13 protein-coding genes and 1 pseudogene are annotated in these 19,362 nt (G+C 41.1%); 12 read left to right on the top strand and 2 right to left on the bottom strand.

Annotated features, from left to right (window positions below):
* Positions 1-437 precede the first annotated feature (437 nt).
* Positions 438-1,073 carry a DNA damage-inducible protein D gene (gene dinD / locus GKD17_RS00055; protein WP_227414137.1) on the top strand — a complete coding sequence of 212 codons (636 nt, stop codon included), beginning with the start codon at positions 438-440 and terminating at the stop codon, positions 1,071-1,073.
* A gap of 121 nt (positions 1,074-1,194) precedes the next feature.
* Here the strand turns inward: dinD and GKD17_RS00060 are convergent, their stop codons facing one another.
* Positions 1,195-1,992 carry a murein L,D-transpeptidase catalytic domain family protein gene (locus tag GKD17_RS00060; RefSeq protein ID WP_007841739.1) on the bottom strand — a complete coding sequence of 266 codons (798 nt, stop codon included), beginning with the start codon at positions 1,990-1,992 and terminating at the stop codon, positions 1,195-1,197.
* A 2-nt stretch (positions 1,993-1,994) separates the two neighbouring features.
* A complete protein-coding gene (locus GKD17_RS00065) occupies positions 1,995-3,014 on the bottom strand; it encodes a L,D-transpeptidase (protein WP_007841740.1) in 1,020 nt (339 codons plus the stop codon).
* Between the two features lie 207 nt (positions 3,015-3,221).
* Here GKD17_RS00065 and GKD17_RS00070 point away from each other — a divergent pair.
* From GKD17_RS00070 to GKD17_RS00120, 11 genes and pseudogenes are all read left to right on the top strand, one after another.
* Positions 3,222-4,159: pseudogene (locus GKD17_RS00070) on the top strand (tyrosine-type recombinase/integrase).
* An 808-nt stretch (positions 4,160-4,967) separates the two neighbouring features.
* Positions 4,968-5,462, top strand: a complete 495-nt coding sequence (locus GKD17_RS00075; RefSeq protein ID WP_007834345.1) for a helix-turn-helix domain-containing protein — start codon at positions 4,968-4,970, stop codon at positions 5,460-5,462.
* 44 nt (positions 5,463-5,506) lie between these two features.
* Positions 5,507-8,434, top strand: coding sequence for a hypothetical protein (locus tag GKD17_RS00080; protein ID WP_007834346.1), 2,928 nt, complete (start codon positions 5,507-5,509; stop codon positions 8,432-8,434).
* An 88-nt stretch (positions 8,435-8,522) separates the two neighbouring features.
* A complete protein-coding gene (locus GKD17_RS00085) occupies positions 8,523-9,044 on the top strand; it encodes a hypothetical protein (protein ID WP_007834347.1) in 522 nt (173 codons plus the stop codon).
* A gap of 324 nt (positions 9,045-9,368) precedes the next feature.
* Complete coding sequence (locus tag GKD17_RS00090; RefSeq protein WP_007834349.1) at positions 9,369-12,137, top strand: TonB-dependent receptor; 2,769 nt, start codon at positions 9,369-9,371, stop codon at positions 12,135-12,137.
* 11 nt (positions 12,138-12,148) lie between these two features.
* Positions 12,149-13,120, top strand: coding sequence for a metallophosphoesterase (locus GKD17_RS00095; protein ID WP_007834351.1), 972 nt, complete (start codon positions 12,149-12,151; stop codon positions 13,118-13,120).
* Between the two features lie 63 nt (positions 13,121-13,183).
* Positions 13,184-14,146 (top strand): calcium/sodium antiporter, encoded by a 963-nt coding sequence (locus tag GKD17_RS00100; protein ID WP_005849851.1) that lies wholly within the window; start codon positions 13,184-13,186, stop codon positions 14,144-14,146.
* Positions 14,147-14,221: 75 nt separating this feature from the next.
* Positions 14,222-15,358: a hypothetical protein gene (locus GKD17_RS00105; RefSeq protein ID WP_007834353.1), complete on the top strand. Its 1,137-nt coding sequence runs from the start codon at positions 14,222-14,224 to the stop codon at positions 15,356-15,358.
* A 30-nt stretch (positions 15,359-15,388) separates the two neighbouring features.
* Positions 15,389-17,266, top strand: coding sequence for a DNA topoisomerase IV subunit B (locus GKD17_RS00110; protein WP_007834355.1), 1,878 nt, complete (start codon positions 15,389-15,391; stop codon positions 17,264-17,266).
* Positions 17,267-17,279: 13 nt separating this feature from the next.
* Positions 17,280-17,735: a pantetheine-phosphate adenylyltransferase gene (coaD, locus tag GKD17_RS00115; protein WP_007834356.1), complete on the top strand. Its 456-nt coding sequence runs from the start codon at positions 17,280-17,282 to the stop codon at positions 17,733-17,735.
* Positions 17,736-17,737: 2 nt separating this feature from the next.
* The gene (locus GKD17_RS00120; protein ID WP_007834357.1) at positions 17,738-19,339 is read left to right on the top strand and encodes a S41 family peptidase; all 1,602 of its coding nucleotides are present in this window, start codon (positions 17,738-17,740) and stop codon (positions 19,337-19,339) included.
* Positions 19,340-19,362 lie beyond the last annotated feature (23 nt).

The raw sequence follows: 19,362 nt of genomic DNA on the forward strand, positions 1-19,362 counted from the left end.
GATGAACGGGACGAGAAGGAAGCGTTTAAGCGATTCTCGCGAGTTTGAAGAATATCAAAAAGAGTAAAAAGACGTTTGATGGTTTGCTATTTGTCGGGTATATAAAGAAAAATGTTCTTTATGGATTTAAATATGCTTTGAAATGGATACTAATGAGATGTAAAATAACTCTTGAAATAAGTCTGTTCTAGAAGAAACGGATAATATAAGAATCGAAATAGTTAGGAAAAAGAGTTTTGTTGATCGGATCTGATAATAAAAGGTTATATTTGTGCAAATATGTAGTGTGAATTCTGTAGTAGAAGGAGGGCATTGATGTAATAACAAGTAATATGGGAGAATATATGATGAAAACCGAGGAAATAAAAGATTAGTTCAAGCAGTTTGAAAGTATCGTTTGTGATTATCATGGAGTAGAGTGTTGGAGTGCACGCGAGTTGTATTCCTTATTGGGTTATACCCAGTGGAGAAACTTTGAGGCTATCATCAATAAAGCGAAAGCTGCTTGCACGAATGCAGGTGAAGATGTGACCTATCATTTTGCTGACGTCAGCAAAATGATAAGTTTACCTAAAGGTGCAGAAAGAGAGATAGATGATATCTATCTTACCCGTTATGCCTGTTATTTGACTGCTCAAAATGGTGATGCGCGTAAACCGGCTATAGCTTTTGCTCAAAACTACTTTGCTGTTCAGACAAGGCGTGCAGAATTGGTGGAACAACATCTGTTGGATTATGAGCGGGTTCAAGCACGGACTAAATTGGCTGAAACGGAAAAGCTGTTATCGGGTGTGTTTTATGAACGCGGAGTAGATAGTAAAGGTTTTGCCATTATCCGTTCAAAAGGAGATAAAGCCTTGTTTCGTCTTGACACAGCGTTGCTAAAATGTAAACTTGGTGCGCCCCACAGTCGTCCGCTGGTCGATTTCTTACCAACCATCAGCATTAAGGCAAAAGATTTTGCTGCTGAGATGACTTCTATTAACGTACAACAAAAAGATCTTTATGGACAGTCATCAATTGAAAAAGAACATATTGAGAATAATACGGCTGTTCGGAATATGATGGGGTAAGCCGAGGAATCTATCCGGAACAATTGCCTGCAGGCGAAGATTTAAAGAAAGTAGAACACCGTTTGAAATCAGAAGAAAAGAAAATAACTAAGAAATAATGAAGGAACCGCTTGAGGAGAAACTATAAATGAGCTGAAACGGTTTGCTCACTTTCACATGCTTCAGTAAATAATTCTTGTGATGTCTGGTTAGGCAAAATAGAACTTTTAGCCATATACTCTTTATTATTGGCATAAATAAAGAGTACGCTTCCCCCTTTTATCGTATTGATAATAGGTTTGGTCAGTGCCTGTGGCAAAGCCGGACAACCGAAACTCCGTCCTAATCTACCCGATTTGCAAACGGATGGATTGGCGTATGCGGCGCCATGAACCACAATGGCACGTTCACGGGCCCGGTCATTTATGCCTTTTTCCAGCCCGTCTAATAAAAGAGAGTATCCGTTTTTACCTTGATATGTGTTTCCGGTAAGATAGAAGCCGAGGGAACTTTTATAAGAGCCGACTTCGTTGGAGAAAGAGGTAGCATAGTTCTCGCCGCTGTTTTTTCCATGAGAGACCACTGATGAGTATAGCATCTTTTTCTGTTCCATATCAAAGACAAACAAACGTTTTTCGGTAGAGGGTTTGGTGAAATCAATCAATGTCAGTATGGATTTGCTTTTTTGTTTAATCAAGTTGTATCCTGCCACAGCCTGTCGGAATGCCAGGAAATTGACCACCCCTCCCAATTGCATATCTTCAAATAATTGTTCGCCGTCCATTTTTTGAGGTGCAGGGACAGATGTAGCAACTTTCTTTTCGGGTGTAGCCGTCCGGGTCGATACATTGCTCGACGGAAAGAGGAATAGGAACAGGAGTAAAAAAGTTTTTTGCATGCGTATGGAAAAACTGGATAACGGGTGCAAAGTTACGCACATTTCTATTCCAAAACAAATATAATCGTCTCATTAACAGGTGCCCATTCGAAAATAAACTTGGCATGAGAGGTGGCATTTCTTACACACATATGTGAGCGGGGGATGGTACCCAACGTATAACTGTATTCTATGATCCCTGTTGCCGGCGCATTGGTGGGCACTCCGTGGATATAACCACCATTATTGAAACGACTGGCGTAAGGTGCAAAACCACCGGTGGCGGCAGAACCGTCTTTTAGAAAAATCATTTTAGTCTTTTTCTCTTGTAGAACGAACATACCCAATGGAGTTTCTTGGGCGTATGGAGGACGATGTTGTCCTGTTGTAGCAGGATTCATGCTACGTATCAGCCAGCAGCCCTTTTCTTTCCGTTCCAAAGTAGTTATATTCTGATTATGGCGGTCTATAAAAATAGCTTTGTTGAACACTACGCTGTCGGGAATCAGTTTTATATATTTTGCCGGAGCATACCATTCACCACCTATAAAGACAGGTTCTACTTTGGTAAATTTTCCTTCCTCACCTAGGTGACGGGTAAGAAGTCCATCTAGTCCGTAGCGTTTGGCAGTAAGGGTGTCATCTGTTAGGAAAAGAGGAATTCCCTGATAGCGTTCCACTCCCAATGTGTCGGCTATCCGTTTGTATGCGTCTCTTTTAAAATTTTTCACTAAAGGTGCTTCTCCGTTCCGGTTTTTATAATTCTGTAAGATACACCATTGTGTCGGCTTTCTCTGGATGTTCTCCAACAGCGCCAGTCGTTCCTTTATTTTTTCCCATTGGAAATGACGGGTGGTGTCTTTATAAGGATAGGTATCCTCCAAAGTATGTTTATCATACAGCAGTTCCTTGTCAAGCCTGATGTCTTCGGGTTTGATATCTTTTTCTACAATTTCGGCAATGGCTTCTGTCACAGTATTGTGTACCTCTGTTATCACTTCCTTAATTTCACTATTTGCTTTCGAGGTACATGAGCAGATTGTACAGAAACCAGTCAATAAATATATGAATTCTATTCTTTTCATCATAGACACAGGTTTATGGCTTTCTTCTACAAATATAATTCTTTAAAAGGAATAAACATGCGTTTTTGTTTTTAAATGCAGTGAAAAATTCCTGTTTCTTTGAACAATCTCCCCTATTGCAGACCTTATAAAAGACCGCTGGGAATAATCGCTTATCTTGGCTTGAGGTTTTTACAGAAAAAAAGAATCAACTTAAAAACAAGTATTATGGTGGAATCAACTAGAGTAAGAAGTAAAAGATTATCCTTTTCAGGTAAGAAGACACTGTCTTCCTTTATGCAAGTGAATATTGCCAGTCTGAGACAATCGGGAAAATTGCGTACCAGTGAGACGTATAGAGCTACACTGAACAGTTTTATGAAATTTATGGATGGCAAGGATGTTCTGTTGAGCAATATGGATGCCGAGTTGATGATGGGGTATGAAACTTATTTAAAGGCGCAGGGAGCAAGTATGAACACCGTTTCTTTTTATATGCGTATTTTGCGTGCAACGTATAATCGTGCAGTAGATAAAGGGGTGATCAGACAGCGTTTTCCTTTTAAGCATGTCTATACGGGAGTGGAAAAAACGGTGAAGCGGGCTATTTCTTTTAAAGTAATCAGACAACTGAAGGAGATGGATTTAAGTCACTCTCAGTCAATGGAGTTTGCGCGTGATATGTTTATGTTCAGTTTTTATACTCGGGGAATGTCATTTGTGGACATGGCTTTTCTTAAAAAAACAGATTTAAATAATGGTATGCTGACTTATAGGAGAAAGAAAACCGGTCAGTTGCTTTCCATCAGATGGGAGAAATGTATGCAGGATATAGTGGATAAATATCCTGGAAACTTCTCGACTTATCTTCTTCCTATTATAATTCATATCAGAAAAGATGAAAGATTACAATATAAAAATTCCATCTGCTTGGTAAACAGAAGGCTAAAGAAATAGGAAAAAAGTTAGGGCTTGTTCATCCTCTGACTATGTATGTGGCGCGCCATTCATGGGCCAGTGTTGCCAGAGGCAAACATATTCCTCTTTCTGTAATAAGTGAAGGAATGGGACATGATTCGGAAAAAACGACTTTGATTTATCTGGCAGCATTGGATACCACCGTGATAGACAAAGCGAATATGGTGGTGCTGAGAGAATTCTTGTGATAATAGGGTAAAGATATTGTTTCTTGTCAAAAAGAGGATATCATATCACAGGGTATCCTCCATTTGACGGGACCAGTGTGTCCAGTGTTTTTTCAATAAATTAGTGTTTGTTCTTTCTAAAGATGATAGCAATTTCTGATGTGGCTGAGTTGAATATGCTTGTTGCAAGGTCGGAACAGCATGATCTCTTTATGTTATCTTTTGTCAGAAGATGCTGTTATAGTAAAGGAAAATCGGATTACAGATAGATCCTGAAAGAATTGCCATAAACCATCATGCTGTTTTCGTCCACCCATTTGTTGTGAAAAAAATATCAGTTCCCAAATATTCAGGATTTTTCCGTAATATGATGATTGTCATAGGTTTGTTTTTATATGAATTATAGTTGATACAACTATATTTTAGTGGATAAACTTGAATAAAAGAAAAGGCAAAGTTTACCTAGATTTTATTCTTTGATTTTGGAGATAATCCTCTTATTACAAGTACTTTATACAAAAAACACCAAGTTAAAATATTGTATATCTCTTATTAAGAGATATATATTTTGTCGCAAATTTAAGCAAAGTTTTGAGAATTAGAACAATTTAGCGAGGAAATTTAATAATTGATTCAAAAAAAACGTTTTTTGAATACAAGATTTAGTCTTCTGAAGTATTCTTATATTAATATAGTTCGTTGATTTATAGTGTATTATGTGTGCGTAACATATCTCTTAATAAGAGATCTATCGTATAACTGATGACATGCTATATAATAATGTATAGTTGTGAAGATGTTGAAGTGAAGATTAAAAGTAAATAAAAATATGGACTATCTATTCTTGAGACGACACAGACGGACTGCTACTTCGAAGAGGCAGAAAAACCTGCTTCTTAAGGCTGCTGAACGCCAGTGGGAACTACAGTTCGCCAACAAGGGGGCTGAAGGGAGAAAGGTGGATTGTACCCTATATAAATGTATATTGTACAACCTTGAAATAAAGCAAGTCTTTTTGGATTCGGAGCTTTCTTTGAAAAAGTTTAGCGTAATGATAGACACCAACCAAACTTACCTATCGAATGTGGTAAACAAGTATTTCAACTGCAATTTGAAGGAGTTGTTGAATACCTACCGTGTGGAATATGCTAAAGAGTTACTCCATGCTGGGAAATGTTCATTAGAGGAACTCCCACAGCGATGTGGTTTTGCCTCTAGAAGTGCTTTTTATGCCTCTTTTAGTAAAATAGTCGGAATGTCTCCTTTGCGCTTTCTAGCTCGTGAACAGAATAATTCGCTCTTAGAATCAATGATTTATGTATAATCAATTTTAGTTTTTTAAATTTATAAATTTAAAGTTTTTCTATTATGAACAAAAAGTTTTTAAGTGCAATCCTGTTCGGTGCCTTAATGGTGACCTCGACAGGAACATTTGTATCTTGTAAGGACTATGATGATGACATCGACAGCTTAAACGAGAAAGTGGATAAGCTGACTAAAGATTTGTCTGAATTACAGGCCGCAGCTGGAAAATATGTCACAGCTGTCAAGTATGATGCGGCAACAGGTAAGTTGACTGTTACCGGCGGTAACGGTGAAACTTTCCAACTTCCGATGCCTGCTGAACTTCCCACTTACTCTTTGAAAGTTGTAGATGGTAAGATACAGTTGTTAGATGGTGACAAGGTCGTTTCTGAAGCAACCCTGCCTACAACTGATGTTCCTGCGACATTTGATCCTACTTTGTTGAAGTGGAATAATGGCTATCTGTATTATGGAGATGTAAAAATCTCAGGTGTAGAGAAACCTCAAAGCGTTGGTTCTATTACAGAAGTGAAAGATGAAGAAACTGGTGAGGTGATTGGTTATGTCATTGAACTAGATGGCAAATCTGCTACATTCTCTGTCGTAACTGATTTGAAAGCTTTGGTATTTGAACCGGAACTGTACTATCAGGGTATTGAAGCAATTGCTGTAAAATCATTTGTTTACAAGGCTTTGACTGCTACAGATGTAAATGCAGATGCTGATAATAAAGATGATGCTCCTGTAAAAGAAACTGTAACAACTGAGGTCACTCCTGAATTATCTGCTACATACCACATGAACCCATCTACAGCTGATGTTCGTAATTTGGTTAAAGAAGATTTGAAATTCTTGGCTTACGATAAAGAATATGCTCGTGCTGCCGATGGAGTGGTAGTTCCAGAGATTTCTAAGGTTGAACCTAAAAATGGTGAGTTGACTGTTTGGGCTAAGTTGACTGAAGGAACTATTAAAGATATTGCGAATGACAACAAAGTAACAGTTTTGGCTTTACAGGCCAATTATTTGAATGGTGATAACAAACGCTCGGTTATCACTTCTGATTATGCTGCAGTTAAGGCTGTTAAGATTACAGATTTAGTTTTGAATAATGCAAAAGTTGCCGGTGAAAATCATTTGGCTGTTAAAGCTGCCGATGCTATCCAAAATGCTCCTGAAGTAAAAGTAGCTTGGGATGAAACAGTTGATTTGGCAGAATATGTTCAGACTCATTATGGTGCAGGTGATGCTCATACTAAGTGGGATGAAAATGCAGCGTCTGGTACAGTAGAAAAAGCCGGCTTCAGCTATTCTTATGAATTGGTAGGTTATATTGATGGTAGTAACAAAACTTCTCAAAGTGCACATGCCGCATTGAAAGGCTCTGTTTTGAGACCTCAGTTGCCGAAAGATGGTAAAGCTGCTGAATGGGGAGCTACAGAACAAAATCAAGCTACTGTAGGGCGTATGCCGTTGGTTCGTGTATTCTTGAATGATAATAACTCTAAGAAGAAAGTAGCTGTAGGTTACTTGAAGGTGGAAATTACAGGTGCTCCTGCTGAAGACCGTATTACTGCGACAACAGAATATACATTCAATGAAGAATTTACATTGAGCTGTAGAACAGAGGATTGGGTTCAGGAGGTAACTTGGTTCCAGATTGAAGAACAAATTTTGGCTCAGCTGAATATCTCTAAGGAAGATTTCGAAAGAAGTTATATCTATGACGGACCGATGATTCAATATAGTGAAGCAACTTTGGATGCTATGCCTTTGACTAAACTGTCTACTAAGGTTGAACAAACTGAGGCTGATGTTGAAGGTACAATGACTGAAGTTTTGCAATGGACTATTCCTGCAAACTATGCTTATGAATATTTCAGTGCAAATGCTTCAATGAAGGCTGTCGTTCGTTATACTAAACAAAATAAGGATATTCAAGGTGTTGTCATTTCTAATGATTATGTATATGTAACATTGACTTGGGCTCCTAATCCTCGTAATGTAAACCCGACTGGTACACTTGCCGATGCTGATAAGACTAAGCAATACTGGTTTGCTGGTAACTCTAACGAAGGAGGTTCTGGATATAATGAAATCCATGTAAATACTGAGGTTCCTGCTGCAACAGGTCATAATATCATGAACTTTAACAAATTTATCCTGGAAACCTTCAATGGTCACGATGTTACAATTTCTGAAATTCCGGCTGTATATACAGACTTTGCAGATACTAAACTGACTAAGACTTTCAGATTTGTTGATCCGAAGGGAGCAAAACTGACCGGTGTATCCAAAACTGTTTATACAATGAGTGTAAATGCAGATCGTACCCAACTGCTGGCTAGTAGTGAGGCTGTCGCAAATAGAGTAGTTGCTACTATTAAAGATGCAGCAAATAATGATGGAGAAGATCTAATCCAATTGGAAGATAATTCTGTCGCTAAAGATTTGCTGAATGTAGCAGGTCGTGATGATTTAGCTAATAACTTGACTGCTAGACTGTCTGTAGAAACATTGAATGGATGTGGTAAGTCATTGAATGAAGTGACAAACAATGAATTCGATGTGAAGTTCTTGCGTCCTATCACTGTAAAAGCCGATAAGATGGATAACTTTAAGGATGGTGTAGATGTTGGTGCTGACGGCTCTGTTATTGATGTTAAATTAGCATTCACTGATTGGAGAAACTATGCATTTGTTACTACTCCTATCAACTACTATACATATTATGGTGTGAAGTCAATCACCATTGACACAGATAAAGCTCAGACAACTGTTAATGGTAAATACGAGCCTATACCAGCAGGTATGAAAGTTGAATATAGCGGTGTTGAAGATATCTCAGCAGGTAAATTCGGTAAGCTGACTTACATCAATAACAAGGCAGAAGTCGGTGAATTTGACATTAAACTTCCTGTAGCAGTAGAATACGCATGGGGTACAGTAGAATTTGACATTGTATGCCACGTAGCAAAGACCGTAAAATAAACTGAGTGAGTAACTCTATTTATAATAAACTTGAAGAAAAAGAGTGCTTTCGGGCACTCTTTTTTTCTATTTATAATATTGAGAACGTATGAGAAAAATTAATTTGTTGATAGTAGGTCTAATTGCAGCATTCATTGTTTCGTGCAATCAATCTGGTAAAAAAACAGAAACGGATTCCCGGGCAACCGTAAAACATCTTATGGTTTTGAGTCAGAAAGATACGATACAGGTGTTAGATCTCACTAACCAGTTTATGACTGCCGTAAAGGAGCAACGATATGCTGATGCAGCCATGATGTTACACGAAATGAAAGCGGATGATCCTTTTGCTCAGCCGGAGTTGTTGGATAACGAACAATTAAAAAGTGTATTACAAAGGCTGAAAGCCTTTCCGATATATGATTATACTATAAGCGATTGTATCTTTAAGGAGGCGTTTGATAATGAAGTGCGTTGTAAGGTTGTCTTATTCCCTAAAACAGATAAAGAGGATATGCGGCCCAATGCTACAACTTGGTATTTTAAACCTGTTCGCTATTTGGGAGAATGGAAACTTTGTTTCCGGAGTAGTGCACAGGGGGACCGTACATTTCACTCTTCTGCACAATAATATTGAAGAGTTTCCAGCTGAAACGGCCTATATATATCATTGATGGCAGAATAGCTCGTCACCTTTGTCGCTAAAGGAATTCTTACAGTTACTTAATTCTTTTATTACTACGTTCTGCTGTAGCGGAACGTAGTAGCAGAACGCAAGAAAAATCTTACTCTGCTGTTTTGTAAGCCTTGTCCATGCTTTGTATCCGTCGTCTTGCACCGAATATCTTGTAACAGGAATGAAATCCGTTTGTCATGAAACCTTTAATAGAGTGTAACTCTCACGAAACTTAACCCATCTACTTTTGCGACAGATTTATAACGCATAAAAAAGTATATGAAAAAGGTTGTTAGAGCTGTGTCTCTTATGCTACTGATGGCAGGTGTTTGTGGAAATGCATTTGCCGAGGAAAATGAAAACATTGTCCGGCAAGGCGCTATTCGCGGACGTGTGATAGACAATGGAAAACAAATTCTACCGGGTGCTTCCATCTTTATTGAGAATCTGAAAACCGGAGTGATCAGTGATGTGAACGGTTTCTACACATTACCCAATCTGAAGCCCGGCACTTACACCGTCAAAGTGACCTATGTAGGTTATAGCCCTATTGAAATGAAAGTTACCGTTCCCGAAGGCAAGACTTTAGAGAAAGATATAGTGATGAATGAAGGGGTGGAACTGCAGGAAGTGCAGGTGAAGGGAGCTTTTCAAGGGCAGAAGAAAGCAATCAATACACAAAAAAATAATCTGGGTATCACCAATATCGTATCTGCTGACCAAGTAGGGAAATTTCCCGACTCAAACATAGGTGATGCATTGAAACGTATCAGTGGCATCAATGTGCAATACGATCAAGGCGAGGCCCGTTTTGGACAAGTCCGCGGCACTAGTGCCGATTTAAGCTCCGTCACCATTAATGGTAATCGTGTCCCATCTGCTGAGGGGGATACTCGTAACGTGCAGTTGGACTTGATTCCTGCCGATATGATTCAGACCATCGAAGTAAGCAAAGTCGTTACACCCGATATGGACGGCGATGCTATCGGTGGTTCCATCAATCTGGTAACTAAAAATTCTCCTTATAAACGTACTATCAATGCCACAGCGGGAAGTGGTTACAATTGGATCAGCGAAAAAGCCCAGTTGAATTTAGGCTTCACTTACGGAGACCGTTTCTTCAATGACAGACTGGGCATGTTGCTCTCCGCTTCTTATCAGAATGCTCCTTCCGGTTCTTATGATACTGAATTCATGTGGGAACAAAATGAGGATGGCAAAGTATATGTCAGCGATTATCAGATGCGTCAGTACTTTGTCACCCGTGAACGTCAAAGTTATTCGGCGGCTTTTGACTTCGAACTCAATGAAAACCATAAATTGACTTTCAAGGGTATTTTTAACAACCGCAATGACTGGGAAAACCGTTACCGTACCAATATCAAGGATTTGGATGAGAACGGAAAAGGCACAGTCCGCATCCAAACCAAAGCTGGTACTCCCGATAATCGCAATGCCCGTCTGGAGCGTCAGCGTACCATGGATTTCGCTTTGGGCGGAGAACACTTATGGGGAGCAATCGGCATGGATTGGAATGCCAGTTATGCAAAAGCTACAGAAGAACGCCCTAATGAGCGTTATCTTGACTTCCAACTGAAAAAGCAGGAATTTGATATGGACTTGAGTGATGAACGCCAGCCGTTGGCAACACCCACAGCAGGTTCTACCCTGACACTGAGTGATAAGTTCAGCTTGAAAGAACTGACAGAACAACAGGAAGACATCAAAGAAGAGGATATGAAATTTTCGGCCAATTTCAAAACCAGTTTGAATAATGGAGCCAAACTGAAGTTCGGTGCGAAAGTAGTACGTAAAACGAAAGAAAAAGAAATAGACTTCTACGAATATACTCCGAAAGACGAGGATGCCTTCATGACCAACAGCCTGAAAAATACGGTAGACCAGAGTACGGATAAATTTATGCCGAGCGACAAATATCAGGTAGGAACATTTGCCAGTAAAGAATATGTGGGTGGATTGAACTTAAATGATGCTTCCCAATTCGATAAAGAACAGGTACAAGCCGAATTGGCTGAGAACTTTGAGGCTCGTGAAACTGTAAGTTCCGGGTATGTACGATTTGACCATAAATTTACCTCTGATATAAACTTGATGGCAGGGCTCCGCATGGAGCACACTTCTCTTCGTTATACCGGTCGTAACTATGATGATGAAACAGATAAGACCACCAAGACCGGCCGCGTCGTCAACAGTTATGTGAATTTCCTTCCTTCTATTTTGGTGAAATGGGATGTAAATGATGATTTCAAGATACGCGGTTCTTACACGCAGACCTTGAGCCGCCCCAAATATTCAGCTTTGGTTCCCAGCGTGAATATCAACCGTGGCGATAATGAAATAAAGATTGGTAACTCTGACCTGAAACCTACTATTTCTTACAACTTCGATTTGAGTGCCGATTATTATTTCAAGAGTGTAGGTTTGGTGAGCGCAGGCTTTTTCTATAAGAAAATAGACGATTTCATCGTAGATCAGGTACTGACCAACTATGAATACCAAGGAACAGAATATACCCGTTTCACTCAGCCCAAGAATGCAGGAAATGCTAATCTGTGGGGATTGGAATTTTCTTATCAGCGTGATTTCGGCTTCATTGCTCCGGCCTTGAAGTATGTGGGTTTCTATGGAACCTATACTTATACTCACTCACGTGTGGAGGACTTTAACTTCGAAGGACGTGAGAACGAGAGCGGGTTGAGTTTGCCGGGGTCTCCCGAGCATACGGCGAATGCCTCTCTTTACTTTGAAAAAGGAGGCTTGAATGTGCGCCTGAGCTATAACTATGCCTCCAGTTTTATCGATGAAATGGGCCCAAGTACATTTTATGACAGATATTATGATGCCGTGAACTATATGGATGTGAACGCCAGTTATACCTTTGGCAAGAAGGTGAAGATGACCTTTTATGCTGAGGCGAACAATCTGCTGAACCAGCCGCTCCGTTACTACCAGGGTACGAAGGACCGTACTATGCAGGCAGAATATTATGGCGTGAGAATGAATGCAGGTTTAAAAATAAATTTCTAAAAATTAAGTATATGAAAACGTTGATGATGATTAGAAAAATGAAAGAAGTATTGACATGGGTATGGATTGTTGTCATTGGTGCGGCTATCTGCCTGAATGTGTGTGCCCAGACTCCACAAGATTGGAAAGGACTGGAGAAACAACTGAATTTTTATATGGCTAACGATTTGGGACGTAACGGTTATTATGACCAGAAGCCCATAGCCGAGCTGATGGGAGAAATGGCGGATGTTATTGGTCCCGAGTGTGTGTTTGCAGCTGGAGACGTGCACCACTTTGAAGGTGTACGCAGCGTTAACGATCCGCTTTGGATGACCAACTACGAGTTGATTTACAGCCATCCCGAACTGATGATAGACTGGTTCCCGATCTTGGGAAATCATGAATACCGGGGTAATACGCAGGCTGTGTTGGATTATACCAATGTGAGTCGTCGCTGGTCGATGCCTGGTCGTTATTATACCAAAGTTTTTGAGAAGAAAGGAACTGCCATCCGTTTTGTGATGATAGATACCGCTCCTCTGATTGACAAATACCGTAACGAGAGCGAAACTTATCCGGATGCCTGCAAACAGGACATGGACAAGCAACTGGCATGGATAGACTCTGTGCTTACTGCTGCCAAAGAAGATTGGGTTGTCGTAATAGGGCATCATCCCATTTATGCTGAAACGTCGAAAGACGACAGTGAACGCAGCGATATGCAGAAACGTCTGGATCCTATCCTCCGTAAACATAAGGTGGATATCTATGCATGCGGACACATTCATAACTTCCAGCATCTTCGTGTGCCGGGCAGTGATATCGACTATGTGGTAAATTCGGCAGGTTCGTTGAGCCGTAAGGTAAAACCAGTGGAAGGCACTCAGTTCTGCAGTCCCGAACCGGGCTTTTCTATCTTCACGGCAGACAAGAAAGAACTGGATATGCATATGATTGATAAGAAAGGAAAAGTAATCTATACTGTAAAACGCACCAAATAGGGATAGTTATTTTAGGGAAAAAGAGTACATTTGCGGTGTAAAACTGTAAATGTACTCTTTGTTATGTTGAATACACTCCTTTTGATTGGTGGTCTGGCTCTTATTTTGGCTGGTGCAAATGGCTTGACAGATGGTTCTGCAGCGGTTGCCAAACGTTTCCGTATTTCTGATTTGGTAATCGGGCTTACCATTGTAGCTTTTGGCACTTCGGCTCCCGAATTGGTTATCAGTGTGCTTTCTGCATTGAATGGCAGTGCTGAAATGGCTATTGGTAATGTGGTGGGTAGTAATATATTCAATGCTTTGATGATTATAGGCTGTACTGCGTTGGTACTCCCCATAAAAGTAGGTGAGGGGACGATGAGTAAAGAGATTCCGTTAGTCATTCTTTCTTCATTGGTACTGTTTGTCTGTGCCAATGACATGATGCTGGACAGGGAAGCGGTCAATGTTATCAGCCGTTCCGATGGGTTTGTTCTGTTGGCTTTCTTCCTTATATTTATGCGTTATACATTTGCTATCGCTCGTAATGGGGCAGATGAGGCAGGAGAAGAGCAGAAGATTAAGGAAATGCCTGTATGGAAATCGGTGTTGTATATTGCAGGAGGACTGGCCGGGCTCATATTTGGCGGACAGCTTTTTGTCGACGGGGCAAGCGGGCTTGCCCGTTCATGGGGTGTCAGTGAATCGGTAATCGGACTGACATTGGTAGCCGGAGGTACTTCCTTGCCGGAGCTTGCTACATCTGTTACGGCAGCTTTAAAGAAGAATCCGGGAATTGCTATCGGCAATGTCATCGGTAGCAATCTGTTCAATATATTCTTTGTACTGGGGTGCAGCGCTACGGTATCACCGCTTCCGATGGGGAATATAAATAATCTCGATTTAAGTGTGCTGATTGCTTCCTCCCTGTTGTTGTGGCTGGTAGGCTGGTTTTTCCGTAAACGTACCATAACCCGTCTTGAAGGCGCATTGATGGTTGGCTGTTATGTCGTTTATACCGCCTATCTTATTGCCCAACAGTAAAAAAGCCATAAAAAGAATAAGTTATCTGCAAAAAAACTTCTATCTTTACACCCTGAATTTTTATAAAAATACAGCATGGCTATTACCATTAAAAAAGTCAGTTCAAAGAAAGAACTTAAGACATTTATACGGTTCAACTACGAGTTATACAAAGAGAATCCTTATTCCGTACCCGACTTGTACGATGATATGCTGAATACGTTCAGCCCGAAGAAGAATGCCGCTTTCGAGTTTTGTGAGGCGGAGTATTTTCTGGCATATAAGGATAACAAGGTGGTAGGACGTATTGCAGGGATTATAAATAAACGCGCAAACGAAACTTGGAATAAAAAAGAAGTCCGTTTCGGATGGATTGATTTCCTGGATGATATCGAAATATCACGCGCCTTGTTGGATGCAGTAGCCCAATGGGGTAAATCGAAGGGAATGGATACCATTCAGGGACCTTTGGGCTTTACCGACTTTGATGCGGAGGGTATGCTGATAGAAGGATTCGACCAATTGAGCACCATGGCGACTATCTATAATTATCCTTATTATCCACAGCATATGGAGAAGTTGGGATTCGAAAAGGATGCCGATTGGGTGGAATATAAAATTTATATTCCGGATGCAATTCCTGATAAGCATAAGCGTATCAGTGATTTGATTCAACGTAAGTTTAACTTGAAGGTGAAGAAATATACATCGGGTAAGAAAATTGCGGCCGAATATGGCCAGGCTATCTTCGAATTGATGAATGAGGCTTATGCTCCGCTTTATGGTTTCTCGGCTTTGTCTCAAGGACAGATTAACCAGTATATAAAGATGTATTTGCCTATTGTAGATTTGCGTATGGTGACCTTGGTGACCGATGCTGAAGATAAACTGGTGGCGGTGGGTATTTCAATGCCTTCTTTGTCCGAAGCGTTACGAAAAGCGAAGGGGCGTTTGCTGCCTATGGGCTGGTATCATTTGCTGAAAGTGCTGTTTTTGCATAAATATCCCCCTATGCTGGACTTGTTGCTGGTTGCTGTAAAACCTGAGTATCAGAACAAAGGAGTCAATGCTTTGTTATTCTCGGACTTGATTCCTGTATATCAGCAACTGGGATTCAAGTATGCCGAAAGTAATCCGGAACTGGAACTGAATGGAAAGGTGCAGGCCCAGTGGGAATATTTCAAGACCGAGCAGCATAAACGCCGTCGTGCTTATAAAAAGAGTATTCTGTAACAACGATATATAAAAATGTGATAAGTCAATATGGAAGAAAACAACGAACTGATAAACAATCCCGCTGTAGAATATACCGACGATAACATCCGCCACCTCAGTGACATGGAGCATGTGCGTACCCGTCCCGGTATGTATATTGGAAAGTTGGGTGACGGATCACATGCCGAGGACGGTATCTACGTCCTTCTGAAAGAAGTTCTCGACAACAGTATCGATGAATTCAAAATGCAGGCGGGTAAAAAGATTGAGATTATCATTGAAGAAAATCTCCGTGTCAGCGTGCGTGACTATGGTCGGGGTATTCCGCAGGGAAAACTTATTGAGGCTGTAAGTGTGCTGAATACGGGAGGTAAATATGACAGTAAGGCGTTTAAGAAGAGTGTCGGACTGAATGGGGTCGGTGTGAAAGCTGTCAACGCATTGAGTTCGCGCTTCGAGGTGCGCAGCTATCGTGATGGAAAGGTGCGTATCGCTACCTTTGCCAAGGGAGACTTGTTGACGGATACCACACAAAATACAACAGAGGAGAACGGTACTTATATTTTCTTTGAACCGGATAACCTGTTATTTGAGAATTACAGTTTCCGTCCGGAGTTTGTGGAAACCATGCTCCGCAATTATACCTATCTGAATACAGGACTGGCCATTATCTATAACGGTCAGCGTATCTTGTCCCGTAACGGGTTGGTGGATTTGCTTAACGACAACATGACGGCTGTGGGATTATATCCCATCATCCATTTGAAAGGAGAAGATATTGAGATAGCCTTTACGCATACCGGCCAGTATGGTGAAGAGTATTACTCTTTTGTCAACGGACAGCATACGACTCAGGGAGGTACGCATCAAAGTGCTTTCAAAGAGCATATTGCCCGTACCATCAAGGAATATTTCAACAAGAACATGGATTATTCCGATATCCGTAACGGACTGGTGGCTGCCATTGCCGTCAATGTGGAGGAACCGTTGTTCGAAAGTCAGACTAAAATCAAGCTGGGCTCTACCAATATGGCTCCCGGTGGTCCTACCGTCAATAAATTTGTAGGTGATTTTGTAAAGACTGAGGTCGATAACTATCTGCACAAGCATACGGACGTGGCCGATGTGATGTTGCAGAAGATTCAGGAGTCGGAGAAAGAGCGTAAAGCGATAGCCGGAGTGACGAAACTGGCACGTGAGCGAGCCAAGAAGGCAAATCTTCATAACCGGAAGTTACGTGACTGCCGCTTTCATCTGAACGATGTCAAAGGGGACAAGAAGGAGGAAAGCTGCATCTTCATTACCGAGGGAGACTCGGCAAGCGGTTCTATCACCAAGAGCCGTGATGTAAATACTCAGGCAGTATTCAGTTTGCGTGGTAAGCCGTTGAATTCTTACGGGCTGACCAAGAAGATTGTATATGAGAATGAAGAGTTTAACCTGCTTCAGGCTGCTCTGAACATAGAGGACGGTATGGAAGGATTACGATATAATAAGGTAATTGTAGCTACAGATGCTGATGTAGACGGTATGCACATCCGTTTATTGCTTATTACTTTCTTCCTGCAATTCTTCCCTGACTTGATAAAGAAAGGTCATGTATATATCCTTCAAACCCCTTTATTCCGTGTCCGCAACCGCAAGAAAGGAGTTTATGAAACCGTATATTGTTATTCGGAAGAAGAACGGATTGCCGCTATCGAACGGTTAAGCCCCAATCCCGAAATTACCCGATTCAAAGGTTTGGGAGAGATCTCACCCGATGAATTCAAGCACTTTATCGGCAAAGACATGCGTCTGGAGCAAGTTTCCCTCCGCAAGACTGACCTGGTGAAAGAATTGCTGGAGTTTTATATGGGTAAGAACACCATGGAACGTCAGAATTTTATTATAGATAACCTTGTTATAGAAGAAGACATTGCGTGAATCACTAACAAATATGAGAAGAGCCATATTTCCGGGGACATTTGATCCCTTTACCATCGGCCATTATTCGGTCGTGAAAAGAGCATTGACCTTTATGGATGAAGTGGTAATCGGTATCGGTATCAATGAGAATAAGAAGACTTGGTTTCCTACAGAGAAACGAGTGGAGATGATTGAGAAACTTTTTGCTGATGATCCCCGGGTAAAGATCGACGCTTACGATTGTTTGACCATAGACTTTGCCAGAGCTAAAGAAGCGCAGTTCATTGTTCGTGGAATCCGCACCGTACACGATTTTGAATATGAGGAAACCATAGCCGATATCAACCGGAAACTGGCCGGTATAGAAACTATTCTGTTATTTACGGAGCCGGAACTTACTTCTATCAGCTCTACTATTGTGAGAGAATTATTGCAGTTTGGTAAAGACGTAACACCATTCTTACCTGAAGGAATGAAAATAGACTGATCATGAAATATACTATGTACTTTGCAGGCTTGATTGCCTGCTTTTTTTCTATTGTAGCCGTACAGGCTCAGGAAAATAAGTTTCTGAATTCTCCGGCACGCAAATTACAGTTGGCGGAGTTTGCCATTGCCAACCTTTATGTAGACGAAGTCAATGAGGGGAAACTTGTAGAGGAAGCCATCGTAAAAATGCTGGAACAGCTTGATCCTCACTCTACTTATTCCGACCCGGAGGAAGTGAAGAAAATGAACGAGCCGCTGCAGGGAAACTTTGAAGGTATCGGCATACAGTTCAATATGGCAGAAGATACATTGTTGGTGATACAGCCCGTATCGGGCGGTCCTTCCGAAAAAGCAGGTATTCTGGCCGGCGATCGTATCGTCATGGTGGAAGATACGCTGATAGCCGGTGTAAAGATGAGCACCGAAGATATCATGCGTCGTCTTCGTGGTCCTAAAGATTCAAAAGTGAATTTGAAAATACTTCGCCGAGGGGTGAAGGAATTGCTCCCTTTTACGGTGAAAAGGGATAAAATACCTGTTTACAGCCTGGATGCTTCCTATATGATTAAAGATAAGATTGGTTATATCCGTATCAACCGTTTTGCCGCCACTACCCATGAGGAATTCAAGAAAGCGTTAGCTGAATTGCAGAAAAAAGGGATGAAAGATTTGATTCTTGATTTGCAAGGCAATGGCGGAGGTTATTTGAACGCTGCCATCGATATTGCCAACGAGTTTCTGGGTAAAAAGGAACTGATAGTCTATACGGAAGGCCGTCGTAATCCCCGTAGTGAATTTTTTGCTAAAGGTACGGGCGAGTTCCAGAATGGTCGTCTGATTGTATTGGTCGATGAATTCTCGGCTTCTGCCAGTGAGATTGTGACGGGAGCTGTTCAGGATTGGGACAGAGGAGTCGTTGTGGGCCGGCGCAGCTTTGGTAAAGGCTTGGTACAGCGTCCCATTGATTTGCCGGACGGGTCGATGATTCGTTTGACGGTGGCCCGTTATTATACTCCTGCCGGACGTTGTATCCAGAAACCTTACGAAAGCATTGAAAAGTATAATGAGGACCTGATAGACCGTTATAATAAAGGAGAGATGATGAGTGAAGACAGCATTCACTTCCCGGATTCACTGAAGTTCAAAACTCATAAGCTGGCTCGTACGGTATATGGCGGTGGGGGAATTATGCCCGATTATTTTGTGCCGATTGATACGACTCTCTATACTAAATATCATCGTCAGTTGCGTGATAAAGGGGCGTTGATGAAAGCTCACTTTCATTTTATTGATGCCCATCGTAAAGAATGGCTGGGCAAATACAAGACTTTCAATGAATTCTACAAACGTTTTGAAGTGACTCCGGATATGTTGGCACAACTGGTTGCTACCGGCAAGGAGATGGGAGTGGAATATAATGAAGAAGAATACCAGAAGGCCCTTCCTTTGCTGAAATTGCAGATGAAAGCATTGATAGCCCGTGATTTATGGGATATGAATGAGTATTATCATGTCATCAATGATGCCAATGAAAGTATCAGGAAAGCACTGGAGCTGCTGGAACAACCGGATTTTGAAGGATTGCTGCTAAAAAAACGATAGTCAAGACTTTATATTAAACTGCA

Source organism: Phocaeicola dorei (genome assembly GCF_013009555.1).
GTDB classification, from domain to species: Bacteria; Bacteroidota; Bacteroidia; order Bacteroidales; family Bacteroidaceae; genus Phocaeicola; species Phocaeicola dorei.